Origin of the sequence: Nocardioides segetis, assembly GCF_051390595.1 — a bacterium.
Classification (GTDB): domain Bacteria; phylum Actinomycetota; class Actinomycetes; order Propionibacteriales; family Nocardioidaceae; genus Nocardioides.
This window is the reverse complement of record NZ_JBNINR010000016.1, coordinates 1-26113: the sequence shown is the minus strand read 5'-3', so window position 1 is coordinate 26113 and position 26113 is coordinate 1. Positions and strand designations below refer to the sequence as shown.

At 73.4% G+C, this 26113-nt stretch carries 29 protein-coding genes; 14 read left to right on the top strand and 15 right to left on the bottom strand.

Annotation, left to right across the window (positions count from 1 at the left end; translation table 11 throughout):
- Nucleotides 1–52 precede the first annotated feature (52 nt).
- From lon to ACPZVR_RS21035, 5 genes are all read right to left on the bottom strand, one after another.
- A complete protein-coding gene (gene lon / locus ACPZVR_RS21055; RefSeq protein ID WP_436701647.1) occupies nucleotides 53–2389 on the bottom strand; it encodes an endopeptidase La in 2337 nt (778 codons plus the stop codon).
- Between the two features lie 191 nt (nucleotides 2390–2580).
- Nucleotides 2581–3789 carry a DUF2786 domain-containing protein gene (locus ACPZVR_RS21050; protein ID WP_436701646.1) on the bottom strand — a complete coding sequence of 403 codons (1209 nt, stop codon included), beginning with the start codon at nucleotides 3787–3789 and terminating at the stop codon, nucleotides 2581–2583.
- Between the two features lie 145 nt (nucleotides 3790–3934).
- Nucleotides 3935–4621 carry a 3-oxoacid CoA-transferase subunit B gene (locus ACPZVR_RS21045; RefSeq protein ID WP_436701645.1) on the bottom strand — a complete coding sequence of 229 codons (687 nt, stop codon included), beginning with the start codon at nucleotides 4619–4621 and terminating at the stop codon, nucleotides 3935–3937.
- A complete protein-coding gene (locus ACPZVR_RS21040) occupies nucleotides 4618–5313 on the bottom strand; it encodes a 3-oxoacid CoA-transferase subunit A (protein ID WP_436701644.1) in 696 nt (231 codons plus the stop codon). Before ACPZVR_RS21040 ends, ACPZVR_RS21045 begins: the two co-directional genes overlap by 4 nt.
- Nucleotides 5313–6497 (bottom strand): thiolase family protein, encoded by a 1185-nt coding sequence (locus ACPZVR_RS21035; protein ID WP_436701643.1) that lies wholly within the window; start codon nucleotides 6495–6497, stop codon nucleotides 5313–5315. The genes ACPZVR_RS21040 and ACPZVR_RS21035 overlap by 1 nt, the downstream gene beginning before the upstream one ends.
- A gap of 89 nt (nucleotides 6498–6586) precedes the next feature.
- Here ACPZVR_RS21035 and ACPZVR_RS21030 point away from each other — a divergent pair, with 89 nt between their 5' ends.
- The gene (locus ACPZVR_RS21030) at nucleotides 6587–7477 is read left to right on the top strand and encodes a LysR family transcriptional regulator (protein ID WP_436701642.1); all 891 of its coding nucleotides are present in this window, start codon (nucleotides 6587–6589) and stop codon (nucleotides 7475–7477) included.
- Here ACPZVR_RS21030 and ACPZVR_RS21025 read toward each other — a convergent pair.
- On the bottom strand, nucleotides 7467–7922 hold the full coding sequence (locus tag ACPZVR_RS21025; protein ID WP_436701641.1) for a MarR family winged helix-turn-helix transcriptional regulator: 456 nt from the start codon (nucleotides 7920–7922) through the stop codon (nucleotides 7467–7469). The genes ACPZVR_RS21030 and ACPZVR_RS21025 overlap by 11 nt on opposite strands.
- Before the next feature lie 63 nt (nucleotides 7923–7985).
- Between ACPZVR_RS21025 and ACPZVR_RS21020 the strand changes: the two genes are divergently transcribed.
- The 6 genes from ACPZVR_RS21020 (at nucleotide 7986) to ACPZVR_RS20995 (ending at nucleotide 12509) form a co-directional block, all read left to right on the top strand.
- Entirely contained in the window at nucleotides 7986–8327 is a 342-nt protein-coding gene (locus tag ACPZVR_RS21020; protein WP_436701640.1) for a hypothetical protein, read from the top strand.
- Between the two features lie 150 nt (nucleotides 8328–8477).
- Complete coding sequence (locus tag ACPZVR_RS21015; protein WP_436701639.1) at nucleotides 8478–9383, top strand: LysR substrate-binding domain-containing protein; 906 nt, start codon at nucleotides 8478–8480, stop codon at nucleotides 9381–9383.
- Nucleotides 9384–9390: 7 nt separating this feature from the next.
- Nucleotides 9391–10494 carry a mandelate racemase/muconate lactonizing enzyme family protein gene (locus ACPZVR_RS21010; protein ID WP_436701638.1) on the top strand — a complete coding sequence of 368 codons (1104 nt, stop codon included), beginning with the start codon at nucleotides 9391–9393 and terminating at the stop codon, nucleotides 10492–10494.
- A gap of 42 nt (nucleotides 10495–10536) precedes the next feature.
- Nucleotides 10537–11391, top strand: coding sequence for a catechol 1,2-dioxygenase (catA, locus tag ACPZVR_RS21005; RefSeq protein WP_436701637.1), 855 nt, complete (start codon nucleotides 10537–10539; stop codon nucleotides 11389–11391).
- 6 nt (nucleotides 11392–11397) lie between these two features.
- Nucleotides 11398–11673 (top strand): muconolactone Delta-isomerase, encoded by a 276-nt coding sequence (catC, locus tag ACPZVR_RS21000; protein WP_436701636.1) that lies wholly within the window; start codon nucleotides 11398–11400, stop codon nucleotides 11671–11673.
- Entirely contained in the window at nucleotides 11673–12509 is an 837-nt protein-coding gene (locus ACPZVR_RS20995; protein WP_436701635.1) for an alpha/beta fold hydrolase, read from the top strand. The genes catC and ACPZVR_RS20995 overlap by 1 nt, the downstream gene beginning before the upstream one ends.
- Here the strand turns inward: ACPZVR_RS20995 and ACPZVR_RS20990 are convergent.
- Entirely contained in the window at nucleotides 12446–14728 is a 2283-nt protein-coding gene (locus tag ACPZVR_RS20990; protein ID WP_436701634.1) for an arylsulfatase, read from the bottom strand. The two genes, ACPZVR_RS20995 and ACPZVR_RS20990, sit on opposite strands and share 64 nt — an antisense overlap.
- A 22-nt stretch (nucleotides 14729–14750) precedes the next feature.
- Here ACPZVR_RS20990 and ACPZVR_RS20985 point away from each other — a divergent pair, with 22 nt between their 5' ends.
- Nucleotides 14751–15191, top strand: a complete 441-nt coding sequence (locus ACPZVR_RS20985; RefSeq protein ID WP_436701633.1) for a MarR family winged helix-turn-helix transcriptional regulator — start codon at nucleotides 14751–14753, stop codon at nucleotides 15189–15191.
- A gap of 414 nt (nucleotides 15192–15605) precedes the next feature.
- On the opposite strand, the gene ACPZVR_RS20980 is transcribed toward ACPZVR_RS20985, so the two are convergent.
- Nucleotides 15606–15908 (bottom strand): chorismate mutase, encoded by a 303-nt coding sequence (locus tag ACPZVR_RS20980; protein WP_436701632.1) that lies wholly within the window; start codon nucleotides 15906–15908, stop codon nucleotides 15606–15608.
- Between the two features lie 86 nt (nucleotides 15909–15994).
- On the opposite strand from ACPZVR_RS20980, the gene ACPZVR_RS20975 reads away from it, so the two are divergent.
- The 4 genes from ACPZVR_RS20975 to ACPZVR_RS20960 all read left to right on the top strand — a co-directional run bounded on the left by ACPZVR_RS20975 (nucleotide 15995) and on the right by ACPZVR_RS20960 (nucleotide 19757).
- Entirely contained in the window at nucleotides 15995–17350 is a 1356-nt protein-coding gene (locus ACPZVR_RS20975) for a TrpB-like pyridoxal phosphate-dependent enzyme (RefSeq protein WP_436701631.1), read from the top strand.
- Nucleotides 17351–17490: 140 nt separating this feature from the next.
- Nucleotides 17491–18672: an RtcB family protein gene (locus tag ACPZVR_RS20970; RefSeq protein ID WP_436701630.1), complete on the top strand. Its 1182-nt coding sequence runs from the start codon at nucleotides 17491–17493 to the stop codon at nucleotides 18670–18672.
- Nucleotides 18673–18727: 55 nt separating this feature from the next.
- A complete protein-coding gene (locus ACPZVR_RS20965) occupies nucleotides 18728–19342 on the top strand; it encodes an HD domain-containing protein (protein ID WP_436701629.1) in 615 nt (204 codons plus the stop codon).
- Nucleotides 19343–19379: 37 nt separating this feature from the next.
- On the top strand, nucleotides 19380–19757 hold the full coding sequence (locus ACPZVR_RS20960; RefSeq protein WP_436701628.1) for a DUF8819 family protein: 378 nt from the start codon (nucleotides 19380–19382) through the stop codon (nucleotides 19755–19757).
- Here ACPZVR_RS20960 and ACPZVR_RS20955 read toward each other — a convergent pair.
- Nucleotides 19735–20424 (bottom strand): GntR family transcriptional regulator, encoded by a 690-nt coding sequence (locus tag ACPZVR_RS20955; RefSeq protein ID WP_436701627.1) that lies wholly within the window; start codon nucleotides 20422–20424, stop codon nucleotides 19735–19737. The two genes, ACPZVR_RS20960 and ACPZVR_RS20955, sit on opposite strands and share 23 nt — an antisense overlap.
- A gap of 143 nt (nucleotides 20425–20567) precedes the next feature.
- Between ACPZVR_RS20955 and ACPZVR_RS20950 the strand changes: the two genes are divergently transcribed.
- The gene (locus tag ACPZVR_RS20950) at nucleotides 20568–21191 is read left to right on the top strand and encodes an alpha-ketoglutarate-dependent dioxygenase AlkB (RefSeq protein ID WP_436701626.1); all 624 of its coding nucleotides are present in this window, start codon (nucleotides 20568–20570) and stop codon (nucleotides 21189–21191) included.
- A gap of 19 nt (nucleotides 21192–21210) precedes the next feature.
- Here ACPZVR_RS20950 and ACPZVR_RS20945 read toward each other — a convergent pair whose 3' ends face one another.
- From ACPZVR_RS20945 to ACPZVR_RS20920, 6 genes are all read right to left on the bottom strand, one after another.
- Nucleotides 21211–21603 (bottom strand): VOC family protein, encoded by a 393-nt coding sequence (locus ACPZVR_RS20945; protein WP_436701625.1) that lies wholly within the window; start codon nucleotides 21601–21603, stop codon nucleotides 21211–21213.
- On the bottom strand, nucleotides 21600–22409 hold the full coding sequence (locus ACPZVR_RS20940; RefSeq protein ID WP_436701624.1) for a hypothetical protein: 810 nt from the start codon (nucleotides 22407–22409) through the stop codon (nucleotides 21600–21602). The genes ACPZVR_RS20945 and ACPZVR_RS20940 overlap by 4 nt, the downstream gene beginning before the upstream one ends.
- A gap of 16 nt (nucleotides 22410–22425) precedes the next feature.
- On the bottom strand, nucleotides 22426–23217 hold the full coding sequence (locus ACPZVR_RS20935) for a 3'(2'),5'-bisphosphate nucleotidase CysQ (protein WP_436701623.1): 792 nt from the start codon (nucleotides 23215–23217) through the stop codon (nucleotides 22426–22428).
- Between the two features lie 78 nt (nucleotides 23218–23295).
- Nucleotides 23296–23898, bottom strand: coding sequence for an aminoacyl-tRNA hydrolase (gene pth, locus ACPZVR_RS20930; protein ID WP_436701622.1), 603 nt, complete (start codon nucleotides 23896–23898; stop codon nucleotides 23296–23298).
- Nucleotides 23899–23996: 98 nt separating this feature from the next.
- Nucleotides 23997–24623: a 50S ribosomal protein L25/general stress protein Ctc gene (locus ACPZVR_RS20925; protein ID WP_436701621.1), complete on the bottom strand. Its 627-nt coding sequence runs from the start codon at nucleotides 24621–24623 to the stop codon at nucleotides 23997–23999.
- Between the two features lie 204 nt (nucleotides 24624–24827).
- Nucleotides 24828–25259, bottom strand: coding sequence for a MarR family winged helix-turn-helix transcriptional regulator (locus tag ACPZVR_RS20920; protein ID WP_436701620.1), 432 nt, complete (start codon nucleotides 25257–25259; stop codon nucleotides 24828–24830).
- 79 nt (nucleotides 25260–25338) lie between these two features.
- On the opposite strand from ACPZVR_RS20920, the gene ACPZVR_RS20915 reads away from it, so the two are divergent.
- Nucleotides 25339–25974 (top strand): maleylpyruvate isomerase family mycothiol-dependent enzyme, encoded by a 636-nt coding sequence (locus ACPZVR_RS20915; RefSeq protein ID WP_436701619.1) that lies wholly within the window; start codon nucleotides 25339–25341, stop codon nucleotides 25972–25974.
- Nucleotides 25975–26113 lie beyond the last annotated feature (139 nt).

Sequence of the window (26113 nt, the reverse complement as noted above, 5' to 3'; positions counted from 1 at the left end):
GTCGTTGATCCGCCGTCACGGCGACAAATTCGGTAGTTGCGACGCAGACAGATCAGGCCGCGGCGACCCCCGCGTCGGCGACCACCAGCGCCCGCTCCAGGATCTCCGTCACCGCACCGACCGGCGTGACCGTCAGCGCGTCCAGGATCTCGGACGGGACGTCATCCAGGTCGGGCCGGTTGCGCTCGGGGATGAACACCTCGGCGACGCCGGCACGCTGGGCGGCGAGCAGCTTCTGCTTCACCCCGCCGATCGGCAGCACCCGCCCGGAGAGCGTGACCTCGCCGGTCATCGCGATGTCGGAGCGGACCGGGCGACCGGTCAGCAGCGAGACCAGCGCCGTGACCATGGTGACGCCGGCCGAGGGCCCGTCCTTGGGTACGGCGCCCGCCGGGAAGTGCACGTGGATCGACCGCTCGAAGGCCTCCGCGGGGATCCCCAGCTCGGCGGCGTGCGAGCGCACCCACGAGAGCGCGATCCGCGCGGACTCCTTCATCACGTCGCCCAGCTGACCGGTGACGGTCAGGCCCGTCTCACCGGACGCGACGGAGGTCTCGACGTACAGGACGTCACCGCCCATGCCCGTGACCGCGAGGCCGGTGGCGACGCCGGGGACCGAGGTCCGCTCCTCGACGTCGGGGGTGAACCGCGGCCGGCCGATCAGCTCCACGAGCCCGTCGACGCCGATGTCGACGCGCTCCACCTCACCGGACGCGAGCCGCGCGGTGGCCTTGCGGAACGCCTTGGCGAGCAGCCGCTCGACCTGGCGCACGCCCGCCTCGCGGGTGTAGTTGGCCGCGATCTCGCGCAGCGCCTCGTCGCTGATCGTCACCTCGTCGGCGGACAGCGCGGCCCGCTCGAGCTGGCGCGGGACCAGGAAGTCGCGGGCGATCGCGACCTTGTCCTCCTCGGTGTAGCCGTCGATGGAGACCAGCTCCATCCGGTCCAGCAGCGCGGCCGGGATCGAGCCGATGTCGTTGGCCGTCGCGATGAACAGCACGTCGGACAGGTCGAGGTCGAGCTCCAGGTAGTGGTCGCGGAAGGTGTGGTTCTGCGCCGGGTCGAGGACCTCGAGCAGGGCCGCCGCCGGGTCGCCCCGATAGTCACTCCCCACCTTGTCGACCTCATCGAGCAGCACGACCGGGTTCATCGAGCCGGCCTCCTTGATGGCCCGCACCACGCGGCCGGGCAGGGCGCCGACGTACGTGCGCCGGTGGCCGCGGATCTCGGCCTCGTCGCGGACGCCGCCGAGCGCGACCCGGACGAACCTGCGGCCGAGCGCGCGGGCGACGGACTCGCCCAGCGAGGTCTTGCCGACGCCCGGAGGCCCGGCCAGCAGGACGACGGCGCCGGAGCCGCGCCCGCCGACGACCTCGAGGCCGCGCTCGGCGCGCCGGGCGCGGACGGCGAGGTACTCCGTGATCCGGTCCTTCACCTCGTCCAGCCCGTGGTGGTCGGCGTCGAGGACGGCCCGCGCCGCGACGACGTCGGTGTCGTCCTCGGTCGTGACGCTCCACGGCAGGTCGAGGACGGTGTCGAGCCAGGTGCGGATCCAGCCGGCCTCGGGGTTCTGGTCGCTGGCGCGCTCGAGCTTGTCCACCTCGCGCAGCAGCGCCTCCCGCACCGCGTCGGGGACGTCGGCCGCCTCGACCCTGGCCCGGTAGTCGTCGCCGCCGTCGGCATCGCCCTCGCCGAGCTCCTTGCGGATCGCGGCGAGCTGCTGGCGCAGCAGGAACTCGCGCTGGTTCTTCTCCAGCGACTCGCGCACGTCGGCGTCGATCTTGTCGCTGACCTCCGACTCCGCCACGAAGTCGCGGGTCCACTCCACAAGCAGCCGCAGCCGCTCCCCCACCTCGGGGGTCTCCAGGAGCTGGCGCTTGCGGTCGTCGGAGAGGTACGGCGCGTAGCCGGCCGTGTCGGCCAGCGTCGCCGGGTCGTCGATCCGGGTCACCTGGTCGGCGACCTGCCAGGCCTCGCGGCGCTGCAGCAGCCCGACGACGAGCTTGCGGTAGTCCTCGGCGAGCGCGCGGACGTCGTCGTCCACGACCCCGCCGTCGACGGGCTCGACCTCGACCCACAGGGCCGCGCCGGGACCGGTCACGCCGCTGCCGATGCGGGCGCGCCCGCCGGCCTTGAGCACGGCCGCCGGCTCGCCGCCGGAGAAGCGGCCGACCTTCTCGACACTCGCCACGACGCCGTACGACGCGTAGCGGTCCTCGAGTCGGGGTGCGACCAGCACCTGGGCGGTCTCGCCGCTCTCGCGAGCGGCCAGCTGGGCGGCGTCGATGGCGGCTCGGGCGGGCTCGTCGAGCTCGACCCGGACCACCATCCCGGGGAGCACCACCACATCGGAGAGGAACAGCACCGGAAGCTGGATCGGGTTCGTCATGCACCGTCCAATGCGCTCCGGCGAGGTGCTGTTCCGGCGTTCGCCAACGGCGAACCGGGGAACTCTCCGACGGATCGGCCCTCGAGGCTCAGGCGAGCAGCCGCGCGGGGACGAGGGTGACCTCGTAGGGGGCGGCGGCCCCCTCCCCGTCAGCCGAGGGTCGGGGTCGTCATGCCTCTCATCGTGCCTCCTCATGCCGAGAGCTCGCCAGCGTGCAGCCGGGCCCGCTCGGCGGCCGATCGCCCCTGCGCCGCGCCGCGGGCGTCGTACCGGCCGCCGACGTTGCGCTCGCGCAGACGGTCCCCGAAGAGCCGGTCGACCTCCTCCTCGACCGCGGCGGCCCGGGACCGGAGCACCGGGAGCGAGCCGCTGGAGGCGGGATCGGCCAGGACGGCCGCGTCGGCCGCGGCGAGCCGCTCGCGGATCCCGGCCGCGAAGCCGAGGTGGAAGGACTGGCGGAACGGGGCCGACCGGGTGCGGGCGCCCGCGCCGGCGCCGTGGGCGGCGCGGGCGAGGGCGTTGCCCGCCTGCACGAGCAGGGACGTGAAGAGCACCTCGACTCCGGCGAGGTCCTCGGCATGCCCGACGACGGCGGCGAGGTCGAGCCCCCCGAGCTCGACGGCCCGACAGCGGTTGGCCTCGGCGACCGCGGCGAGGAGCACGCCCTTCGCCGAGGCGTACGGCGGCTCGAGGAGGATCCGGATCATCCGGGGCCCGTCGTCGGTCCCCCGGTCGTGGAGCCGGGCCCGGTCGACGGCGTGCCGCGCCATCAGCTGCTGGGCCTTCGCGGTCAGCGCCTCCGCCTCCGCCTCGAACGCCGTGGACTCCGCCTTCGCCAGCAGCCGGCGGATCCGCTCGAGCACCGGGTCGGCGCGCCCGCCGGGCGCGGCGACCTCCACCACCGACGGGTCGGCCCCCGGTGGCGGGACGAGGACGGGGATCCGCGGCAGGCGGGCCAGCACGCGCCACACGTCGGCCGCCAGGTCGTGGCACCGGGGCCGGTCGACCGCGTCGCGGCGCCGCCACTGGCGCAACCAGTCGTGCCGGGTCGACGCGCAGCGGCCCGACAGCCGGTCCACCTGCGTCTGCCAGCGCGGGTCGACGGCGCCGGTGCGGCGATCGTGGTCGGCGACGACGGCGAGGTCGACGAGGCGTGCGCCGGTGCGGCCGAGTCGGCGGGCCGCCGCGTGCACCACCTCGGCGGGCTGCCAGCCCAGCCCGTAGGCCGACGCGACGGCCTGCAGCAGGACCCGCTCCACCATCGGGTCGACGATCGCCACCGCGAAGGCGCTCAGCCGCTCCGCGTCCGCGCTCGGCACCTGCCGGCTCCCCGTCGGCCGCCACAGCAGTCGTTGCAGAACCTCCCGCGCGGCTCGCGCGTCGTACCGATCTCCCGCCATGGGCGCCTCCTTCGTCGTGGGAGCACGACGCTGGCGCGTGGGTCCGACGAGACGTCCGGGATCCTCCGGGGAGGCTGGGGAGGAGGGGCCGTGCGACGCCGGTTGTGGAGAACCGACGTACCCGTCGGTGACGGAAGGGACCGGTTCAGCCCTCGCGGGTCACCAACGGAAGCCCCAACCGACGGCCGAGCTCCTCGACCCCGATGCCCCACGTCTCGCGCACGACCACGGCGGGACCGCCGACCTCGAACACCGCGTGGTCGGTGTAGACCCGGCTGACGCAGCCGACGCCGGTGAGCGGGTAGGTGCAGGCGGGGACCAGCTTCGGCGCGCCGTCCTTGCCGAACAGGCCCATCATCACGAGGACGTCCTTCGCACCGATGGCGAGGTCCATCGCGCCGCCGACGGCGGGGATGGCGTCCGGCCTGCCGGTGTGCCAGTTCGCGAGGTCGCCGTTCGCGGCCACCTGGTAGGCGCCGAGGACGCACACGTCGAGGTGGCCGCCGCGCATCATGGCGAAGGAGTCGGCATGGTGGAAGTACGCCGCGCCGGGCAGCTCGGTCACGGGCACCTTGCCGGCGTTGGTGAGATCGGCGTCGACCTCGTCGCCGTGTGCCGCCGGCCCCATGCCGAGCATGCCGTTCTCGGTGTGCAGGATGACACCGCGCTCGGCCGGCAGGTGGTCGGCGATCTTGGTGGGCTGGCCGATGCCGAGGTTGACGAAGGAGCCCTCGGGGATGTCCCGGGCGATCACCTCGGCCAGCTCGTCCATGGTCAGCGGACCCCGGTCCAGGTGCTCGATCGTGGCGGACCGGTCGTCGAGCGTGGTCATCGTGCTCCCTGGACGGTGTAGTGGCGGGCCTCGACGGCGACCACGCGGTCGACGTAGATGGACGGGGTGACGACGACCTCGGGATCCAGCGCGCCGGTCGGCACGACGGAGCCCACCTGGGCGATCGTCGTCGTCGCCGCGGCGGCCATGACCGGTCCGAAGTTGCGGGCGGTCTTGCGATAGACGAGATTGCCGAGCCGGTCGGCGCGGTGCGCGGAGATCAGTGCGTAGTCGCCCTTGAGGGGATACTCCAGCAGGTAGCTGCGCCCGTCGATCTCACGCACCTCCTTGCCCTCGGCGAGCGGCGTGCCGACCGCGGTCGGGCTGTAGAACGCGCCGATCCCCGCGCCGGCGGCACGCATCCGCTCGGCGAGGTTGCCCTGGGGGACGACCTCGAGCTCGATCCGGCCGGAGAGGTAGAGCTCGTCGAAGACGAACGAGTCGGCCTGCCGCGGGAACGAGCAGACCACCTTGCGGACCCGGCCGGCCTTGAGCAGGGCGGCGAGGCCGACCTCGCCGTTGCCGGCGTTGTTGGACACGATGGTGAGGTCCTTGGCGCCCTGGCGGATGAGGGCGTCGATCAGGTCGAAGGGCATCCCGGCGAGACCGAAGCCGCCCACCAGGACGGTCGACCCGTCCTCGATCCCGGCGACCGCCTCGTCGGTGGACTCCAGCAGCGACGTGCGGGCCATCAGCGGGCCGCCTCGTTCTCGAGGACGACGGTCAGGCCCTGGCCGACGCCGATGCAGATCCCGGCCACGCCCCAGCGCTGGCCGGTCTCGCGCAGCACCTTCGCCAGGGTGCCGACCAACCGTCCGCCCGACGCGCCGAGCGGGTGGCCGAGCGCGATCGCGCCACCGCGCCGGTTGACGATCTCGGGGTCGATCGGCCACGCGTCGACGCAGGCCAGCGACTGGACGGCGAAGGCCTCGTTGAGCTCGACGGCGCCCACGTCGGACCAGGAGATCCCGGCGCGTGCGAGCGCGGCGTTGGCGGCCTCGACCGGCGCGTAGCCGAACGCCTGCGGCTCGAGGGCGTACGCCGCCCGGCCGGCCACGCGCGCCAGCGGAGCGGTCCCGATCCGGTCGGCGGCGGCCGCCGAGCCGAGCAGGACGGCGGAGGCGCCGTCGCTGAGCGGCGAGGCGTTGCCGGCGGTGATCGTGCCGTCCTTGCGGAAGACGGGCTTGAGCGCCGCGAGCGACTCCGGGGTGCTGCCGGGGCGGATGCCCTCGTCACGGTCCAGGTCGACGCCGGGGACGGGCGCCACCAGGTCGGCGTAGAAGCCGTCCTCCCAGGCCTGGTGGGCGAGCTGGTGCGAGCGCGCGGCGAAGGCGTCCTGGCGCTCGCGGGAGATCCCGAAGCGCTCCTGGAGCTGCTCGTTGGCCTCGCCCAGGCTGACGGTCCACTCCTTCGGCATCGCCGGGTTCACCAGGCGCCAGCCGAGCGCGGTCGAGACGGCGGTGGCGTCGCCGACGGGGAAGGCGCGGTCGGGCTTGGGGAGCACCCACGGCGCGCGGGTCATCGACTCGACGCCGCCGGCGAGGACGATGTCGGCGTCGCCGGTCTCGATGGTGCGCGAGCCGACCATGACGGCGTCGAGGCTGGACCCGCACAGCCGGTTGACGGTCGTGGCGGGGACGCTGACCGGCAGCCCGGCGAGCAACGCCGCCATCCGGCCGACATTGCGGTTGTCCTCGCCGGCACCGTTGGCGTTGCCCCAGACGATGTCGCCGATCGCGGCCGGGTCGAGACCCGGCACCCGCGCCAGCGCCGCGGACACGGCGGCGGCGGCGAGGTCGTCGGTGCGGACGCCGGCCAGTGCGCCGTTGAACCGGCCGAAGGGCGTGCGGACCGCTGCGTAGACGTAGGAGCTCACGCCACCGACCGTAGGCGCGCGTGTTGATACTGTGAAGGATCAATATCTGACACGTTTGAGACGAAAGAACATATGAAAGGCCAGGCGCCATGGACCTGCTGCGCCACCTCCACCACTTCGTGACCGTCGCCGAGGAACGGCACTTCGGACGCGCCGCGGCCCGGCTGCACATGGCCCAGCCGCCGCTGTCCCAGCAGATCCGTCGCCTCGAGGCGGAGCTGGGCGTCGCGCTCTTCGAGCGGACCACCCGGCGCGTCGACCTCACCGCCGCCGGCACGGCCTACCTGACCCGCGCGCGGGCGATCCTCGCCGAGGTCGACGCCGCCGCGGACGAGGCCCGGCGGGTCGCCGCCGGCGTGGTCGGCCGGATCGCGATCGGCTGCGTCGGCTCGGCGACCTACAGCCTGCTCCCCGACCTCTCCCGACGCCTGGCCGAGGAGCTGCCCGGCGTCGACTTCGCCTTCCACGGCGAGATGCTCGTGGCCGAGCAGGTCGAGGCGCTGCGCGCGGGCCGGATCGACCTCGCCCTGCTGCGGCCCCCGGTCGACGACGGCTCCCTGACGGTGACCGTCCTGCGCGAGGAGCGCCTCGTCGTCGCCGTACCCCTGCGGCACCGGCTGGCCGCCCGGCGCCGGCTGCGGGTCTCCGACCTCGCCGGCGCCGACCTGATCGTGCACTCCGCGGGCCGCCGCTCGGCGATGTACGACGTCGTGCGGGCGCTCTTCGCGGAGGCCGGCGTGGCGCCGCACATCCGGCACGAGGTCGGCGAGACCTCGACCCTGGTGACCCTCGTGGCCGGCGGACTGGGCGTGGCGGTCGTCCCGGAGCCGGTCCGGGCGCTCGCCCTCAGCGGGGTCGTCTACGTGCCGCTCGCCCGCCCGGCGCCGACCGTCGAGCTGGCCGTGGCCCACCGCAGTGACCGGACCGAGGCCCCTCTGCTGCGGACGCTCGACGTCCTCCGCACGCTGGTCAGCGGGTAGCCGCGATCACCGCGGTGAGCCGGCGGTGCAGGTCGAGCAGCTCCTCGATCGGCATCCCGAGCCGCTCCACGATGGCCGGCGGGATGGCCTCGGCATCCTCGCGCAGTGCCCGGCCCTTCTCGGTCAGCACGACGGCCAGCGCCCGCTCGTCGCGCGGATCGCGCTCGCGGCGCAGGAGACCGGCCGCCTCCAGCCGCTTGAGCAGGGGCGAGAGGGTCCCCGGATCGAGCTCGAGCAGCCGCGACAGCTCGGAGACGCGCAGCGGCTCCTCCTCCCACAGCGCCAGCATCACGAGGTACTGCGGGTGCGTGAGGCCCAGCGGCTCCAGCAGCGGTCGGTAGAGCGCGATCACGCTGCGCGAGGCGATGGCCAGCGCGAAGCAGACCTGCTGGTCGAGCGCGAGCGGATTCTCCGGGCGCGCGGGGGAATCAGCGGGCGGGGGCATGTTGTTAGCCTAGCAATAGTTGGTGTACAAACTGTTGCCTCACGAACGAACTGGAGTCCCCCGATGACCACGGACGCCGCCCCTCGCCGCCGCCGGCACCTGATGGACCCGGCCCACCCGGTCCGGCCGGTCAACGACCGGGCGCTGACGAACGTGCAGCGCTGGATCATGTCGACCCTCGCCGTATTCACCATCGCCCACCTCGCGGCGGGGCTCGTGGTCGCCGCCCTCGAGGTGCCCGACTCGGCGCGGACGGCCCAGGTGGGCCTCAACGTCATCGCGGGGGCGTTCGGGGTGCTCGGCGTCGGGGCCGGGCTCGCCATCCACCGCCGCCCGATCCTGAGCCCGTGGCTCCTGCTCGGACTGCTGCCGACCGCCGTCGGCCTCGGGCTGACCCTGGGCTGATCCGGCCCGCTCGGGCTCCCACATTCATAATGGCTGGTTATGAATGCGTCGACTATTGGTCTTTGTGTTTCTGAATGCCGCGGATCTAGCGTGGTCGGACCCCGTGACGCCGACCACACCGGCGCCACCCCCGGCCCGAGGAGGTGACCGATGGATCTCAAGCAGCTGCGCTACTTCGACGCGGTCGCCGAGACCTGCCACTTCGGCCAGGCGGCGGAGCGCCTCCACCTCGCCCAGCCGGCGCTGTCCCAGGCCGTACGACGCCTCGAGGCCGAGCTCGGCGTCCTCCTCCTCGCCCGGACCACCCGCCAGGTGGCGCTGACCCCGGCCGGCGAGTTCTTCCACCGCGAGGTGCGCCGGATCCTGGGTGACCTCGACGCGTGCGTGATCGGCACGCGCAGCATCGCGGAGGGCAGCCGCGGCCTGCTGCGGGTCGGCTTCACCGGCACCAGCGCCTTCACACAGCTCGCCCGCCTCTCGAGGATGATCCGCTCGGCCCTGCCCGCCGTGGCGCTGGAGGTCCAGGCCGACCTCCTCACGCCCGGCCAGGTCGAGCGGCTGCTCGACGGCCGGCTCGACCTGGGCGTGCTGCGCGGCCCGGTCGCCGAGCCCGGCATCGCGACCCGAAGCCTGCTCCAGGAACCGCTCGTGCTGGCCCTGCCCGCCGACCATCGGCTGGCGCCGGAGCCCGCCCTCGAGGTCGCCGACGTCGCGGCCGACGAGTTCGTCGCCTACGCCGACACCCGCTCGGCCGTCAACGAGGCGATGGTGTCCAGCTGTCTGCGGGCCGGCTTCTCCCCCAACGTCACCCACCGCGCGCCCGGCACCGCCGCGCTGCTGGCGCTCGTGGCCGCGCACCTCGGCGTCGCCCTCGTGCCCGAGTCGGTGCGGAGCATGCAGCTCACCGGCGTGGTGTTCCGCGACGTCGCCGACGCCCTGACCATCGACCTCTCCCTGGCCTGGCGCGCCGACGAGCCGTCCGCGCTGGTGTCCGGCGCGATCGACGTCTTGGACCGCCACGGCTTCTTCGCCCCGACCCCCTCCCCCACGAGCTGAGGACCCCGTGAAGATCACCGCCATCGAGGCGATCCCGTTCCGGATCCCGTACGTCAAGCCGCTGAGGTTCGCCAGCGGCGAGGTGCACGCGGCCGACCACGTCCTGGTCCGCGTGCACACCGACGACGGGGTCGTCGGGATCGCCGAGGCCCCGCCGCGGCCGTTCACCTACGGCGAGACCCAACGCGGCATCATCGCGGTGATCGAGACCATCTTCGCGCCGCAGGTCGTCGGGCTCGCGCTGACCGACCGGGAGCGGATGACCGCCCTGCTGGGGCGCACCGTCGGCAATCCGACCGCGAAGGCCGCCCTCGACATGGCGGTGTGGGACGCCCTCGGCCACACCCTCGGGCTGCCCGTCTCCGAGCTTCTCGGCGGCTACACCGACCGTATGCGGGTCTCCCACATGCTCGGCTTCGACCAGCCCCAGGCCATGGTCGAGGAGGCCGAGCGGATGCGCGACGTCCACGGCATCACGACGTTCAAGGTCAAGGTCGGCCGGCGCCCGGCCGCGCTCGACGTCGCCGTCGTCCGTGCGCTGCGCGAGGGCCTCGGCCCCGACGTCGTCCTCTACGTCGACGGAAACCGCGGTTGGACGGCGTCGGAGTCGGCCCGCGCGATGCGGCAGATGGCCGACCTCGACCTGGCCTTCGCCGAGGAGCTCAGCCCGGCCGACGACGTCCTGGGACGCCGGTGGCTGGTGTCCCAGCTCGACGTGCCGTTCATCGCCGACGAGTCGGCCACCACGCCGGCCGAGGTCACCCGCGAGGTGCTCGGCGGCTCCGCGACCGCACTCTCGATCAAGACCGCCCGCACCGGCTTCACCGGCTCGCAGCGGGTCCTCCACCTCGCCGAGGGGCTGGGACTCGAGGTCGTGATGGGCAACCAGATCGACGGCCAGCTCGGCTCGATCTGCGCCGTCGCGTTCGGCGCCGCGCATCAGCGCAGCAGCCTGCATGCCGGCGAGCTGTCGAACTTCCTCGACATGAGCGACGACCTCCTCACCGAGCCGCTCCGCATCGAGAACGGCGAGCTGGCCCTCCGACCCGGCGCCGGCCTCGGCGTCGCCGTCGACGACGACAAGCTCCGCCGCTACCGCACCGACTCCTGACCGAGCAGCACCGCAGCACACCAACCCGAGAGGACAACCGCCATGACCACCGAGGTCGCCACCGCCGCCGCATCCGGCGCCAGCGCCACCGAGCGCTTCCACTCCGACAAGTCGCCGTTCGCCGCGGTCCGCGACACCGCCCCCGAGCGGGTCGACCGCCTGGCCCGCCGAGTGCTCGAGGCCGTCCACCAGACGATCCGCGACGAGAAGGTCACCTACGACGAGTACAACGCGCTGAAGGCGTGGATGATCAACGTCGGCGAGGACGGCGAGTGGCCGCTCTTCCTCGACGTGTGGGTCGAGCACGTCGTCGAGGAGGTCGCCACCGACCACCGCGAGGGCAGCAAGGGCACCATCGAGGGCCCGTACTACGTGCCGGGCGCACCGGAGCAGGGCGCGAAGGGGACCATCGACATGCGCGACGGCGAGGCCGGTACGCCGCTGGTGTGGACCGGCACGGTCACCTCGACCGACGGCACGCCGCTCGACGGCGCGCTCGTCGAGCTCTGGCACGCCGACAGCGACGGCTTCTACTCGCAGTTCGCCCCCGGCATCCCCGAGTGGAACCTGCGCGGCAACTTCCGGGTCGGCGCCGACGGCGCCTTCGAGATCCACACGATCCAGCCCGCGCCGTACCAGATCCCCACCGACGGCTCCTGCGGCAAGCTGATCGCCGCCGCCGGCTGGCACGCGTGGCGCCCCGCCCACCTGCACGTCAAGGTCTCCGCGCCCGGCCACGAGCTGCTCACCGCGCAGCTTTACTTCCCCGGCGACGAGCACAACGACGACGACATCGCCTCGGCCGTGAAGCCCGAGCTCATGCTCGCGCCGCAGCGCCGGGCCGACGGCTCCGTCACCGTCGACTACGGCTTCGTCCTCGACCCGGTGCGGGGCTGATCGTCGATGCTCTTCGCCGTCCGGATGGACGTCGACATCCCGCGCGACCTCGATCCCGCCGAGCGGGAGGACGTGGTCGCGCGGGAGCGGGCGTACTCCCAGGAGCTGCAGCGCAGCGGCGAGTGGGCGCACCTGTGGCGCATCGTCGGTCGCTACTCCAACATCAGCATCTTCGACGTCGAGTCGAACGCCCGCCTGCACGAGATCCTGTCCGGCCTGCCGCTGTTCCCCTACCTGCGCATCGAGGTCACGGCGCTGACCGAGCACCCTTCGGCGATCTGATGCTCCCCTCCGTCGCCGTGCGCCACCTGGCCGGTCGACCGGCCCGGCCGCTGCTCGTCGTCGGCCCCTCCCTCGGCACGACGGCCGACCGCCTCTGGGGGACGGTCGCCGCGGCGCTGCCGGGATGGAACGTCCTCGGCTGGGACCTGCCGGGACACGGTGCCAGTCCGGCCGCGGACCGCCTGACGCCCGGCTTCTCGATGTCGGCCCTCGCCTCCGCCGTGCTCACGGCGATCGACGAGTGCGTCGGCGCCGCCGTCCCGTTCGCGTACGCCGGCGACTCGGTCGGCGGCGCGGTCGGGCTGCAGCTCGCCCTGGACCACCCCGGCCGGGTCACCTCGCTGGCGGTCCTGTGCAGCGCCGCGACGTTCGGCGGCCCGGCCGGCTGGCGCGATCGGGCCGCCCTGGTCCGGGCGGAGGGGATGGCGCCGATGGTCACGTCGTCGCCGGCGCGCTGGTTCGGCAGCGCGATCCCCGCGGAGCGGCGCGCCGCCGCTCTCGACGACCTCGCCACCGTCGACCCCGAGGGCTACGCCCGGGTGTGCGAGGCGCTCGGCCGCTTCGACGTGCGGGCCCGCCTGGCGTCGGTGGGGGTTCCCCTGCTCGCCGTCGCCGGCGCGGAGGACGTCGCCACGCCGCCCGCCGCCCTCGCGGAGATCGCCGACGCCGTCCCCCAGGGTCGCCTGGTCGTCCTCGACGGCGTGGGTCATCTAGCGCCCTTCGAGGCACCGGCCGAGGTGGCCGCGCTGCTGCGCGACCACCTCGCCCGCGCTCACTCCGAGCGCAGCAGCGTCGCGAGCCGGGCCCGCCCCGCGTCGCGGTCCGCGAGCGCCTGACCGCCGGTGAAGGTGACCGAACGCAGCACACCGGTCCAGGGGAACGGCGGCGCGTAGTCGTCGCTCACCGGGAAGCCCGCGTCGTGGCCGACGCGGAGGCCGCCGCCGCCGATCTGGATGCCGCTGGCGCCCATGCCCTGGGCGAACGGCGCCCGGGCGACCTCGGCGCCGTCGACGAGCAGCACGCCGTCGCCGGCCACCAGGCGGAAGCCGACCGTGTGCGGACCAGGCGTCAGCGCCGCGACCGCCGCGACGGCGTACGGCGTGCTGGTCACGTTGAGCAGGAAGCGCGGGCGTCCCTCGAGCACCACGAGCGCCCAGCCGTTGGACCAGTCGCCGATCGCGGCCAGCACGCCCTCCGCCCCCGCGTCCGGGACGACGACCTCGGCCTCCAGCAGGGCGCCCAGCGCGAGCGACGGGACCGCCTCGTCGGCCACCGGGTTGCCGCCGGGCCGGACGACCAGGCGATCGGGGACCGGCCACAGCGGCGGCTCGATGCCCGGGAGGTGGCCGTAGAGGCCGTCGGTCATCGGGAACACCTGGTTGGCCTCGGCCTCCTCCTCCCAGCGGGCCGCGAGCGCGGCCACCACGTCGGGGTGCTGGTCGGCGAGGTCGTGGGCCTCGGAGAAGTCGTCGTCCATCCGGAACAGGCACCAGCGATCGGTGGCGAAGTCGCGACTGCCCGGGATCAGCCGCTCGTCGTCGACGCCGGACGAGACGTGGTCCGTGGTGGCCTTCCAGCCGTCGTGGATGATCGAGCGCGAGCCCAGCATCTCGAAGTACTGAGTGGTCCGCGGCGCCGCGGCGGACGGGTCGGCGAGGGTGGCGCGCAGGGAGGCGCCGGCCATCGGCTGCTGGGCGACGCCGTCGACCCGCACGGGTGCGGTGACGCCGCACAGGTCGAGCACGGTGGGCGCGATGTCGACGATGTGGCACCACTGCTCGCGGACGCCACCGGGCTCGGTGGTGCCGCGCGGCGGCTTGAGGACCATCGGCACCCGGACGCCACCGAGCCAGGAGTAGCGCTTCCACAGGCGGAACGGCGTGTTCCCCGCCCAGGCCCAGCCCCAGGGGTAGTGGTTGTAGCCGCGCCAGCCGCCGATGTCGTCGATGGCGGCCAGATTCTCGGCCAGGTCGTCGACGGCGCCGAAGCCGAAGCGGTGCTCGTTGAGCGAGCCGATCCGGCCGCCCTCGGCGCTGGCCCCGTTGTCGGAGGTGAGCAGGACGACGGTGTCGTCGAGGACACCGGTCTCCTCCAGGACGTCGAGCAGCCGGCCGAGGTGGTGGTCGAAGTGCGCGACGAACCCGGCGTGCGCCTCGGCGTACCGCGCGAACAGACGGCGCTCCTCCGCTCCGAGCTCGGCCCAGTCCTGGACCCACGGCGGGCGGGGCGGCAGCGTGGTCCCGGCCGGGACCACGCCGGAAGCGAGCTGACGGGCGAAGGTGCGCTCGCGGAGCGCTTCCCAGCCGTCGTCGAAGCGACCGGCGTAGGCGTCGATCCACTCCGGGGGCGCCTGGTGCGGCGCATGCCCGGCACCGGGAGCGAGGTACATCAGGAACGGCTTGTCGGGGGCGGCGTGCTTCTGGTCCTGGACCATCCGCACCGCCTCGTCGATCAGGTCCTCGGTGAGGTGGTAGCCCTGCTCCGGCGTCGCGGGCGGAGCGACCGGCGAGTTGTCGCGATAGAGCGTCGGCGTCCACTGGTTGGCGTCGCCGTGGAGGAAGCCGTAGAACCGCTCGAAGCCCTGACCCAGCGGCCAGGTGTCGAACGGGCCGGCGGCGGTGCGGTCGTTGCGGGGCGTCAGGTGCCACTTGCCGACGGCCATGGTGTTCCAACCGGCGTCGCGCAGGATGCGTGGCAACGAGGCCGCGGACGGCGGGATCCGTCCGCTGTACCCGGGATAGCCGCCCGGCATGTCGGCCAGGAAGCCGATCCCGACCGCGTGGGAGTTGCGCCCGGTCAGCAGCGAGGCCCGGCTCGGCGAGCACATCGCCGTGACGTGGAAGCGGTTGTAGCGCAGGCCCTGCGCGGCGATCCGGTCGATCGCCGGCGTGGCGATCTCGCCCCCGAACGTGCCGAGCTGACCGAAGCCGATGTCGTCGAGGAGGACGACGAGCACGTTCGGCCGGCCGGCCGGGCGCGGCCGCGGCGGGTGGTACGGCGTCGAGTCGGCCACCGTGCGGCCGATCACCGGGCCGCTGCTGCGGGGATCACTCACGAGAGGCTCCTACGATGCTCGGGTGACGGACTTCGGCGTGCTGCTCAGCCTCGCGGGGGTCGTGTTCGTCGACGCCCTGCACGACCGGCTGGCCGAGGCCGGGTTCGAGGACTTCACCGTGCGCAGCGGCTGGGTGCTGCGCACGCTCGGCGACGAGGAGCTCAGCCTGCGCGACCTCGCGGAGCGGATGGGGCTGAGCAGCCCCGGCACCCTCAAGGCGATCGACCCGATGATCCGCGCCGGCTACCTGGAGCGCGCCGGGACCAGCGACCGGCGGGTGCGGGCGGTCCGGGTCACCGCCCGGGGCCGCGCGGCGCTCGCCTGCGCCAGCGCCTTCCACGCCGAGTTCGAGGCCGGCCTCGCCGCCGCCGCGGGTGCGGCGGACGTCGCCGCCACCCGACGGGCGCTCGAGGCACTCGTGGACAGGGGCTCCGCGCACCTGCCGTCCTCGCTGCTGCCGTAGTGCGCTCATCGGACCGGCTCCCGCGTGTCCGGGGCGACGCCCACCAGGAAGACCGCGTTCTGGAGCGTGATCCCGGTCTGCGCCCCACTCGCCGAGCGAGAGCCGGAGGGCGTCGAGGTCGGACGCGGCCACGACCATCCGAACCCCCGCTCCGCGATATCCTTAACCGCAGTTAAACATATGGGGCGCGCGCTTGTAACTAAGGGTTACTGCACGAAAACGGGTGCAACAGCACCGAGGTAGTAGCCAGAGCACCCGGGCAGATGACTCGGAGGCGCCGACCGCCGCGCGCGCGACCCCGTCGGCCGACTACCCGGGCGTTGTGACCACTACCCGGGTGCTCTGACTACTACCCGGGCGTTGTGGCGCCGGAATTCGCGCGGTAACCCTTAGTCACAAGGGCCGTGGGCGGAGTCAGTCGTCGTTCTCCTCGGCGAACTGCTCGTGGTTGCGGATGACCTCCGCGATGATCACGTTGAGGATCTTCTCGGCGAAGTGGGGGTCGAGGCCCGAGCTCTCCGCCATCGACCGCAGCCGCGCGATCTGCACCGCCTCGCGGGCCGGGTCGGCCGGCGGCATGCCGGCGCTCGCCTTCAGGCGACCGACCGTCTCGGTGCACTTGAAGCGCTCGGCCAGCAGGTGCACGAGGGCGGCGTCGAGGTTGTCGATGCTCGACCGGAGTCGGTGGAGCTCGGCCCGGGCGTCGTCTGCACTCACACCACGAATCCTGCCCTACGCCGCCCCGGGCGTGTCCACGCCCTAGGATCCGACCACCCGAGCACGCCCCTTCCGAGAGGATCCCGATGAGCGACCAGGTGATGTACACCCTCGAGCCCGACGAGCAGCCGACGCACTGGTACAACATCGTCGCCGACCTCCCGGTGCCGCCGCCCCCGCCGCTCCACCCCGGCACCCACCAGCCGGTGGGCCCGGACGACCTCGCGCCGCTCTTCCCGCCGGAGCTCATCGCGCAGGAGGTGAGCGCCGAGCGCTACGTCGAGATCCCGGAGCCGGTGCTCGACGTCTACCGCCAGTACCGCCCGAGCCCGCTCTACCGGGCACGGCGGTGGGAGGAGCGGCTGGGCACGAGCGCCCGGATCTACTACAAGTACGAAGGCGTCTCGCCGGCCGGCTCGCACAAGGTCAACACCGCGGTGCCGCAGGTCTACTACAACAAGATCAACGGCATCACCCGGCTCACCACCGAGACCGGCGCCGGCCAGTGGGGCACCGCGCTGTCGTACGCCGCGTCGCTGTTCGGCGTGACCTGCGAGGTGTGGCAGGTCGGCGCCTCCTTCGACACCAAGCCGCAGCGCCGTACCCTGATCGAGGTCTTCGGCGGCAAGGTGCACCGCTCCCCCAGCCGGCTCACCGAGTCCGGCAAGGCCTTCGCCGAGGACCACCCCGGCTCGCTCGGCATCGCGATCTCCGAGGCCGTCGAGGTCGCCGCGCAGGACCCCGAGGCGAAGTACGCCCTCGGCTCGGTGCTCAACCACGTCCTGCTGCACCAGAGCGTCATCGGCGAGGAGGCACTGCGCCAGCTGGCCAAGGCCGGCGAGACCGGCGCCGACCTGGTGATCGGCTGCGCCGGCGGCGGCTCGAACTTCGCGGGCCTGGCCTTCCCGTTCCTCCGCGAGAAGCTCGCCGGCAACCAGGCTCCGCGCATCCTCGCCGTCGAGCCGAGCTCGTGCCCGACGCTGACCCGCGGCGAGTACCGCTACGACTTCGGCGACACCGCCGGCCTCACGCCACTGATGAAGATGCACACGCTCGGCCACGACTTCGTGCCCTCCCCCATCCACGCCGGCGGTCTGCGCTACCACGGCATGGCGCCGCTGGTCTCGCATGCGGTCAACGAGGGCCACATCGACGCGGTCGCGCTCCACCAGAGCGAGTGCTTCGAGGCCGCCGTCGAGTTCGCCCGCACCCAGGGCATCGTCCCTGCCCCCGAGTCGTCGCACGCCCTCGCCCAGGCCCGGCGCGAGGCGCTCGTCGCCGCGGAGACGGGCGCCGAGCCCGTGATCGTGATCGGCCTCTCCGGGCACGGCCTGCTCGAGCTCGGGGCCTACGAGAGCTTCCTCGGCGGCCGGCTCGAGGACGACCCGCTGTCCGACGAGGCGCTCGGCGAGGCGCTGGCGAACGTGCCGGTGGTCGGCTGACCCGGTCCCCGTCTGTCCTTCTACGGCCCGGGAAATGCGTGTGCAACGCATTTCCCGGGCCGTAGCGTTCTCCGGCGGCCGCGGACGCGGCGACGAGAGTTCGACAGAACACGAGAAGGGCAACGACACAGGACACCACGATGGACAAGATCACCCCGAAGCTCCTGAGCTGGGCTTCGATCCTCGAGCAGGGCACGCGCGACCAGGCGGTGACCACGGCGAGCATGCCGTTCATCCACCCGCACCTCGCCCTGATGCCCGACGCCCACCTGGGCCTGGGCGCGACGGTGGGCTCGGTCATCCCGACCCTCGGCGCGATCATCCCGGCTGCGGTCGGCGTCGACATCGGCTGCGGCATGATCGCCGTCCGCACCCGGTACACCACCGACGAGCTGCCCGCCGACCGGCGAGCGCTGCGCGAGGCCATCGAGCGGGCGGTCCCGCTCTCGGCCGGGGCCGCCAACCGCACCGTCAGCAGGGAGCACACCGAGCGCCGCCTCGAGGAGCTCACGCTCGCGGCGGAGCAGGCCGGCTTCGACCCCGGCCGCTACGCCGCGCGCTGGGAGCTGCAGCTGGGCACGCTCGGATCGGGCAACCACTTCATCGAGGTGACCGTCGACGAGGAGCAGCGGGTGTGGCTCTTCCTCCACTCGGGATCGCGGGGCGTGGGCAACAAGATCGCGCAGCACCACATCGAGGTCGCCCGCGACCTGTGCGCGAAGTGGTGGATCCGGCTGCCCGACAAGGACCTCGCCTACCTCGCCGAGGGCACCGACGAGTTCTGGTCGTACATCCGCGAGATGCGGTGGGCGCAGCGGTACGCGCTGCTCAACCGCGAGGAGATGATGGACCGCGTCGTGCGGGAGTTCGCGCAGTGGCTGGGACTCGGCTCGGCCGACGACGTCGAGCGGCTCGAGGAGATCAACTGCCATCACAACTACACCGAGCAGGAGCGCCACTTCGGCAAGGACGTGTGGCTCTCCCGCAAGGGCGCGATCAACGCCGAGCGGGGACGGCCGGGGCTGATCCCGGGATCGATGGGCACGGCGTCGTACGTCGTCAGCGGGCTCGGCAACCCGGTCGCGCTCAACTCGGCGCCCCACGGCGCGGGCCGTGAGTACTCCCGGTCCCGGGCCCGCCGCACCTTCACCCGCGAGCAGCTGCGGGAGGCGATGACGGGCATCGAGTACCGCGACACCGACGCGTTCATCGACGAGATCCCGGCGGCGTACAAGGACATCGACCGGGTGATGGCCGACGCGGTCGACCTCGTCGAGGTCCGGCACACGCTGCGCCAGATCGTGAACGTGAAGGGCGACTGAGACGGGGGCGGACCCGGCGATGACAGCGGCCGGGGCGGTCGGCTTGAATGGCGGGATGGAGGACGACCATCCCGACCTGACCGACCTGCCCTGGCCGCTGTCCGGCGCGGACGCCCTGCGCGACGAGCTCCTGGCGGCGTACGCCGACCCGAGCCGCGGTCACCACGGCACCCGTCACCTCGCCGAGGTGCTGCGGCGGCTCGACGAGCTCGCGGCCGCGGGGGCGACGTACGAGCGGACGCCGGTGCTGCTCGCCGCGTGGTTCCACGACGCTGTCTACGACGGCGAGCGGGATGCCGAGGAGCGCTCGGCGACCTGGGCCGAGGACGCACTGCCCGCGCACGCCGACGCCGCGACGGTCGCCGAGGTCGCCCGCCTGGTGCGGCTGACCGAGCACCACCGGCCGGAGCCTACCGACGCCAACGGGTGTGCGCTGTCCGACGCGGACCTCTCCATCCTGGCCGCCCCGCGCGAGCGCTACGACGAGTACGTCGCGGCCGTGCGCGCGGAGTACGCCCATCTGGCCGACGACGTGTTCGCCGCCGGGCGCGCCGAGGTCCTGCGCGCCCTGACGGACACGCCCACCCTCTTCCGCACGGCCCATGGCCGCAGCACCTGGGAGCAGGCGGCGCGCGACAACGTCACCCGCGAGCTGGCCGGCCTGCCGTGACCCCGGGGCGTCACCCGCCGCCCCGCACAATGGAACCGTGGACGACAGCGTGATCTTCCGGGCCCGCGCGCAGGTGCTGGCCGACCTGCAGGCCCGCGCCCTCGGTACGCCGGACTCCGTGACCGCCCTCGAGGACGCCTGCGCCGAGCGCCGCTGGTGGCTGGGTCAGTGGCCCGAGGGCGCGCCGTTCATCGCCGGCCTGGTGGCCCAGGACGTGCAGGACGCCCTCGCGGACCGGTTCGGCCGCCAGGTCCAGGAGGGGCTGTGGCCGGTCTGCACCCGGTGCGCCGAGGGGCCCGTGCACGCCCTCCACATCGAGCCCGATCTCGGTGGCCCCGACCCGACCTGGGTGTGCGAGGAGTCGGGCGTCGCCGTCGCGCCGCTGGGCGGGCTCAGCCGCGGAGCAGCAGGCTGACGGCGTGGTGGTCGCCGCGGTGGACGGTGCGCGACACCTCGACCGGCGTCTCGCCGGCGCACGCACGCCGGTCGTGGCGGAGCACCGGTGTGCCGACCGGCACCTCGAGCAGGGCGGCCTCCGCGGCGGTGGCCGCGCAGGCGGTGAGGACGTCCTCGGACCAGGTGGGTCGCAGCCCGCGGGCGTCGAGGTCGTCGTAGAGACTCGCGGGGAGGGCCTCGAGCAGGCCTGGGACCCGGCGTTCGGCGAGGTGCGTCTCGGACAGGCAGACCGGCCGCCCGTCGGCCATCCGGAGCCGTCGCCAGCGCACCACCGTCGTACCGGGCGCGACCTGCAGCGCGGTGGCCAGCTCCGGGCCGGCCGGAACGCGCTCGGCCACCAGGGTGCGCGCCTCCGCGAGCACGCCCCGGCGGGCCATCTCCTCGGTGAAGCCGTGCACGCCGGTCGGGGTACGCCGCGGCGCCGCGACGAAGGTGCCCCGGCCCGGCACCCGTTCCAGCACCCCCTCGGCCACGAGCGCATCGAGCGCCTGCCGCACAGTCATCCGGGCCACGCCGAAGCGGTCGACGAGGTCGCGCTCGGAGGGCATCGCCGTGCCGGGAGCACTGCCCGCGACCAGGCCGCGGACGTACTCGCGGATGGTGACGTGCTTGAGCGAGCGGCTCATCGACTCCCCATGTGGCGTGGACGCGTGCCGCGACCCTAGGGACGAGCGGCCCCAGCCGTCCGGGGAATCGGCGTTTCTTTGCCGTCGGCACGCCGCCGCCGACGGATGCGAACACCTGTTCGAATCCGAGGTATCCTCGGTCCATGACGGTCGACTTCCAGACCAGCCTGTTCGAGACCAGCACCCCGGCGGCCGAGGCGGCCACCGAGCGCCGGCGACTCAGCGCCGGCGCCTGGGTCGATGTCGCGCGCGACTGGCTGCCCGACGCCGACGACGTCTTCGCGACCCTGGTGCGCGACGTCCCCTGGCGTGCGGAGCGACGCTCGATGTACGACCGGGTCGTCGACGTGCCGCGCCTCGTCTACACGTACATGATCGGCGAGGAGCTCCCCCACCCGGCGCTGACCGCGGCGCGCGAGCGGCTGACGGTGCGGTACGCCGACGAGCTCGGCGAGCCGTTCCGCACCGCCGGCTGCTGCTTCTACCGCGACGGCCGCGACAGCGTCGCCTGGCACGGCGACACGATCGGGCGCGGCTCGAGCGACGACACGATGGTCGCGATCGTCTCGGTCGGCGACCCGAGGCGGCTCCACCTGCGCCCGCGCGACCCGGACCGGCGCGACGAGGCGTTCGCGGTCGAGATGGGCCACGGCGACCTGGTCGTCATGGGCGGGTCCTGCCAGCGGACCTGGGAGCACGCCGTGCCGAAGGTCGCCTCGGCGGGCCCGCGGATCTCCGTGCAGTTCCGGCCCCTGAACGTCTTCTGAGCCCTTCCGGGGCGCCGCCCTAGGAGTCGACCTCGGCCTGCGAGCGCAGGATGCAGAACTCGTTGCCCTCGGGGTCGGCGAGCACCACCCAGCCACTGCCCGGACCGTGGATGCCCCGGTGGTCGGCGACCTGCGTGGCGCCGTACCGCAGCAGGCGATCGACCTCCTCGTCGCGCGTGCCGGTGCGCGGGCGCAGGTCGAGGTGCAACCGGTTCTTGACCGACTTGCGCTCGGGCACCTCGATGAACAGCAGTCGGTGGCCCGAGTCCGGGTCCACGATCATGCACTCCTCGTGCCCGGGCTCGTTGGGATCGTCGGGCAGGTCGGTGTAGCCGAGGACCGGCTTCCACCACTCCGAGAGCTCGAAGGCGTTGGCGCAGTCGACGGCGGTGTGGGAGACGTACGACGTCACGGGCTCGCTCCTTGCGACGGGGTCGAGGCCGGGGTCGACGACGGCGTCGGGACCGGCGTCTCGCTCGGCGTGGGCGTCGGCGTCGCGCTGTCGCTCGGCGTCGCCGGACCGGTCGGCCCGGTCGGGCTCGGGCCGGTCGGGGTCTCGCTCGGCGTGGGCACCGGCGTGGGCGTGGGGGTCGGGGTCTCCTCGGCCGGCGGCTCCTGGGGCCGCGGGTCCTTGCCCTTGTCGCCCTTGCCGCCGTTGCCGAAGACACCGCTCAGCGACGTCCGGTCCCTGCCGTCGGTGCCGCCGGTGATGGTGGAGACGCTCTTGCCGGCGACCAGCTCCACGGCGCTGATGACCAGCAGGGCGAGCACGAACACCGCCGCGGCGAGCATCGCGATCCGCTTCCACTGCAGGTCCGCCCAACGGCTGGGCGCCGTGGCCGGCGCCGGGCCCGGGGGCTCGTCGCCGAGCTCCTCGCCGGCGGCGTCGAGGTGACGGTGGGCGCGGTCCAGCTCCCGCCCGGCGGCCTCCGGGTCGGCGCGACGCGCGGCACGGCGTACGTTCTGGTCGGCGAGGTTGACCCGCTGCAGGGCCGCGGCCTGGACCTCCGCCATCCGGCGGCGACTGGACTCGATGCCCTGCTTGTAGAGCGCGGAGCTGACGGTGGCGATGATGCTGCCGAGCGCCGCACCGATGAGCGTCCCCGCGGCGCCGAGGGTGGAGAGCAGCACCGCGACCGTGACCGCGGCCGCGGCGCCCGCGAAGGTCGCGGACCAGTCGATCCGCGACGTCCGCTCCTCGGCGTCGGTCTCAGCCATCGCGTCGCCGCTCGACTCAGTCGGTGCCGTTCGCGGCGATGAAGGCGAGGATCTTCGCGGACAGCTCGGGGCGGCACACGATGACGTCGGGCAGGTAGACGTCGGCCTGGTTGTAGACCAGCTCGCTGCCGTCGACGCGCGAGGTGAACAGCCCCGCGGCGCGGGCGACCGCGACCGGCGCGGCGGAGTCCCACTCGTACTGCCCGCCCGCATGGACGTAGGCGTCGGCGACGTCGCGCACGACCGACATCATCTTCACGCCGGCCGAGCCCATCGGGACGAGCTCGGCGTCGAGCTCGGCGGCCAGCGCCTGGACGAAGGCCGGCGGGCGGGTGCGGGAGACGGCGATCCGCGGTCGCTGCGACGTGCGCGGCGGCACGACCGGCGGCGTGCCGGTGTTGAAGGTCTCGCCCAGGGCGGGCTGCGCCACGGCCCCGGCGACCAGCTCGCCCTCCTGCCACAGGGCGACGTGCACCGCCCAGTCGTCGCGCGGCGGCTCCGAGAACTCCCGGGTGCCGTCAAGCGGGTCGACGATCCAGGCGCGCGTGGCGCGCAGCCGGGCGTCCTTGTCGGCGGCGTTCTCCAGCGCCTCCTCGGACAGCACGGCGTCGTCGGGACGGTAGGTCGCCAGGAGCTCCATGAGCAGCTCGTGGGCGGCCCGGTCGCCGGCGTTCTTGAGCTCCTTGCCCTCCAGGCCCTCGGCGCGCACCTCCAGCAGGCGGCGGCCGGCCGCCTCGGCCAGCCAGGCGGCGAGACGGTGGTCGTCGGCGACGACGTCGGGAGCGGGGGTACCGGGCTCGAAAGTCACACGGTCACCCTACCGATCGGCGTGCAGGCCGCGGTCGTCGATCGGACGACACGCTCGCGCCTAGGACAGGGCTCGCGCCTAGGAATTGAAGCGGGACTGGGTTTTCTCGAGGCCGTCGGCGATCAGGCTCTCCACCGCGTCGGCGGCGGAGTCGATCTGGAACGGCAGCTCCTTGCGCTCCTTGGTCGCGTAGTTGGAGAGCACGAAGTCCGCGACCTCCTGGCGACCCGGCGGACGGCCGATGCCGGCCCGGACCCGGTAGAAGTCGCCGGTGCCCAGCGAGGAGCGCATCGACTTGAGGCCGTTGTGGCCGTTGTCGCCGCCGCCCTTCTTGACGCGCAGCGTGCCGAAGTCGATGTCGAGCTCGTCGTGGATCGCGATGATCCGCTCGGCCGGCACCTTGTAGAAGGTGGCGAGGGCCTTGACAGGGCCGCCCGACTCGTTCATGTACGAGCGGGACTTGGCCAGCACCACCCGCGGGGCGCCGGCGCCGGGGGCTCCCAGTCGGCCCTCGACGACCTCGGCGCGCCCGGACTTGTGGGCGCGGAAGCCGCTGCCCATCCGGCGGGCCAGCTCGTCGACCACCAGGTAGCCGATGTTGTGGCGGTGTCCGGCGTACGACGGGCCGGGGTTGCCGAGACCGACGACGAGCCAGACGTCGGCGCTGTTCGCGTCAGCCACGTTGGTCTCCTCGGCGTCGGGTGCGGCGGTGCTCCCCGGCGCGGAGGTGCGCGCCGGGGAGACGAGTCGGCCCAGGAACCACCTGAGCCGGCTCAAGGTCACTCGCTGTCGCCACCCTCAGCGGCCTCGGCGGGCGCCTCGGCGGCGGCCTCCTCGGTGGCCTCGTCGGCGGCGGGCTCCTCGGCGACCTGCTCGGTCACGTTCACCACGAGGGTCTCGGGGTCGGTGAGCAGGGTGACGCCCGAGGGCAGCACCAGCTGGCCGGCGAGGAACTGGGTGCCGGCCTCGGCGCCCTCGATGTCGACCTCGAACTGCTCGGGGATGTGGGTGGCCTCGGCCTCGACCTGGACCGTGGCGTTCTCGGTGACGACCAGGGTGCCGCTGATCGCGTCGCCCACGATGTGCACGGGGACGTCGACGGTGACCTTCTCGCCGCGCTTGACCGCGACGAAGTCGACGTGCTCGAGGACGCGGCGGACCGGGTCGACCTGGACCTGCTTGGTCAGCGCCAGCTGCGAGGTGCCGTCGATGTCGAGCTCGAGGAGGGCGTTGGCGCCACCGTGCTTGAGCGCCATCATCGTGGCGTGGCCCGGCAGGGTCAGGTGGATCGGCTCGTTGCCGTGGCCGTAGACGACCGCGGGGACGTTGTTGTCACGGCGGATCCGACGGGCGGCGCCCTTGCCGAACTCGGTGCGGACCTCGGCCTTGATCTTCTCGGTGCTCATGGGAACTCTCCTGCTCGTCGCGTGGTGGTGGGACGCTGCACCCGGAGACGAGGAACGCCGCGCTTCCCTCACCCGGTGACCGGCAGGGCGCGCGGCGTCATGATGACGAGCCGGCCCAGTCGATCACGGAGTCACAGAAGCAGGTGCTCCCTCGCCGAGGCAACCGCAGAAGGCTACCCGCCGTGCGGCGGCGAGACGAAATCGTCACCGGTAGGGATCGGTGATCTCCCGCAGGTCCCCCAGCAGCTCCTTGAGCACGGCCAGCCGCTCGGCCCCCAGGTGCCGCGCCCACTCGCGCTCGACGGCACGCTCCTCCCGCCGCGCGACCCGCTGCACCTCGCGCCCACGGGGCGCGATCAGGACGAGCCGGGCCCGAGCGTCGGCGGGGTCGGGCACCCGTTCGACGTACCCGGCCCGCTCGAGCTGGTCGACCAGGACGCTCGCGCTCTGCTTGGTGATCCGCGCCTGCTCGGCCAGCTCGGTCACGCGGATGCCGTCCTCACTCAGCCGCGCGGCCACCCGCGCCATCGCCGGCGTGAGGTCGGCGTACCCGGCGGCGACGACGGCGTCGGAGACCCGCTGCTCGACGTACCGCGCGCCGATGAACATGAGCAGCGCCGGATGCGGGTCGCGCACTCCAGGTCCTCCCACCCTTGACGAAGTAGTCAGGCAGGCTGACTATAACAGTCAGGGACGCTGACCATCGGAGGTCGTCATGGACAAGGCCACGATCTGGGCGCACATCCACGCCGAGCGAGCCGCGCTGGCCGAGCTCCTGGCGGACCTCGACGAGGAGGCATGGCGACACGACACCCTCTGTCCCGGGTGGAGCGTCCACGACGTCGCGGCGCACGTGATCTCCACCCCGCAGATCGGGTGGCGCTCGATGCCGGGGATGTTGGCCCGCAACCTCGGCCGCGGCTACAACACGATGATCTTCCGCGAGGTGAAGCGCCTCGGCGCGCGGGAGACGAGGGAGAGCATCCTCGGCGACTTCGCGAGGTACGCCGCCAGCACCCATCACGTCCCCACCACGACCTCGGTCGAGCCGCTGATCGACGCTCTCCTCCATCACCAGGACATCGCGCGTCCGCTCGGCCGGCAGCGCACCATGCCCGTCGAGGCGGCCGTGGTCGCCGCCGACCGCGTCCGCCGGCTGGCGCCCCTGATGGGAACCGGCCGTCTCCTCCGGAGCGTGCGGATGGTCGCCACCGACGTCCCCTGGGAGCGCGGGTCCGGCCCGACGATCACCGGCCCGATCCAGGAGCTGTTGATGCTGGCCTCGGGCCGCGCGCCGGACCCCGCGTTGGTCAGCGGCGACGGCCTCGCGGCGGTGACGCCGCGCCCCTGAGGGCGGTCGCGCTGGTGTGGATCGGCTCGGGGTTGTGTCGGACCCCTTTGATGGGGTGGGGACATGGTCAGCGAAGAGGCGGTGACGGATCTCGGGGATCTGTCGGTGGCGGGGGTGCTCGACTTCGTCGAGCACCAAC

Coding starts and splice junctions, on each gene's coding strand:
- lon (WP_436701647.1), bottom strand. CDS start 2,389: ATGACGAACCCGATCCAGCTTCCGGTGCTGTTCCTCTCCGATGTGGTG.
- ACPZVR_RS21050 (WP_436701646.1), bottom strand. CDS start 3,789: ATGGCGGGAGATCGGTACGACGCGCGAGCCGCGCGGGAGGTTCTGCAA.
- ACPZVR_RS21045 (WP_436701645.1), bottom strand. CDS start 4,621: ATGACCACGCTCGACGACCGGTCCGCCACGATCGAGCACCTGGACCGG.
- ACPZVR_RS21040 (WP_436701644.1), bottom strand. CDS start 5,313: ATGGCCCGCACGTCGCTGCTGGAGTCCACCGACGAGGCGGTCGCCGGG.
- ACPZVR_RS21030 (WP_436701642.1), top strand. CDS start 6,587: ATGGACCTGCTGCGCCACCTCCACCACTTCGTGACCGTCGCCGAGGAA.
- ACPZVR_RS21025 (WP_436701641.1), bottom strand. CDS start 7,922: ATGCCCCCGCCCGCTGATTCCCCCGCGCGCCCGGAGAATCCGCTCGCG.
- ACPZVR_RS21020 (WP_436701640.1), top strand. CDS start 7,986: ATGACCACGGACGCCGCCCCTCGCCGCCGCCGGCACCTGATGGACCCG.
- ACPZVR_RS21015 (WP_436701639.1), top strand. CDS start 8,478: ATGGATCTCAAGCAGCTGCGCTACTTCGACGCGGTCGCCGAGACCTGC.
- catA (WP_436701637.1), top strand. CDS start 10,537: ATGACCACCGAGGTCGCCACCGCCGCCGCATCCGGCGCCAGCGCCACC.
- catC (WP_436701636.1), top strand. CDS start 11,398: ATGCTCTTCGCCGTCCGGATGGACGTCGACATCCCGCGCGACCTCGAT.
- ACPZVR_RS20995 (WP_436701635.1), top strand. CDS start 11,673: ATGCTCCCCTCCGTCGCCGTGCGCCACCTGGCCGGTCGACCGGCCCGG.
- ACPZVR_RS20975 (WP_436701631.1), top strand. CDS start 15,995: ATGAGCGACCAGGTGATGTACACCCTCGAGCCCGACGAGCAGCCGACG.
- ACPZVR_RS20970 (WP_436701630.1), top strand. CDS start 17,491: ATGGACAAGATCACCCCGAAGCTCCTGAGCTGGGCTTCGATCCTCGAG.
- ACPZVR_RS20965 (WP_436701629.1), top strand. CDS start 18,728: ATGGAGGACGACCATCCCGACCTGACCGACCTGCCCTGGCCGCTGTCC.
- ACPZVR_RS20955 (WP_436701627.1), bottom strand. CDS start 20,424: ATGAGCCGCTCGCTCAAGCACGTCACCATCCGCGAGTACGTCCGCGGC.
- ACPZVR_RS20950 (WP_436701626.1), top strand. CDS start 20,568: ATGACGGTCGACTTCCAGACCAGCCTGTTCGAGACCAGCACCCCGGCG.
- ACPZVR_RS20940 (WP_436701624.1), bottom strand. CDS start 22,409: ATGGCTGAGACCGACGCCGAGGAGCGGACGTCGCGGATCGACTGGTCC.
- ACPZVR_RS20925 (WP_436701621.1), bottom strand. CDS start 24,623: ATGAGCACCGAGAAGATCAAGGCCGAGGTCCGCACCGAGTTCGGCAAG.
- ACPZVR_RS20915 (WP_436701619.1), top strand. CDS start 25,339: ATGGACAAGGCCACGATCTGGGCGCACATCCACGCCGAGCGAGCCGCG.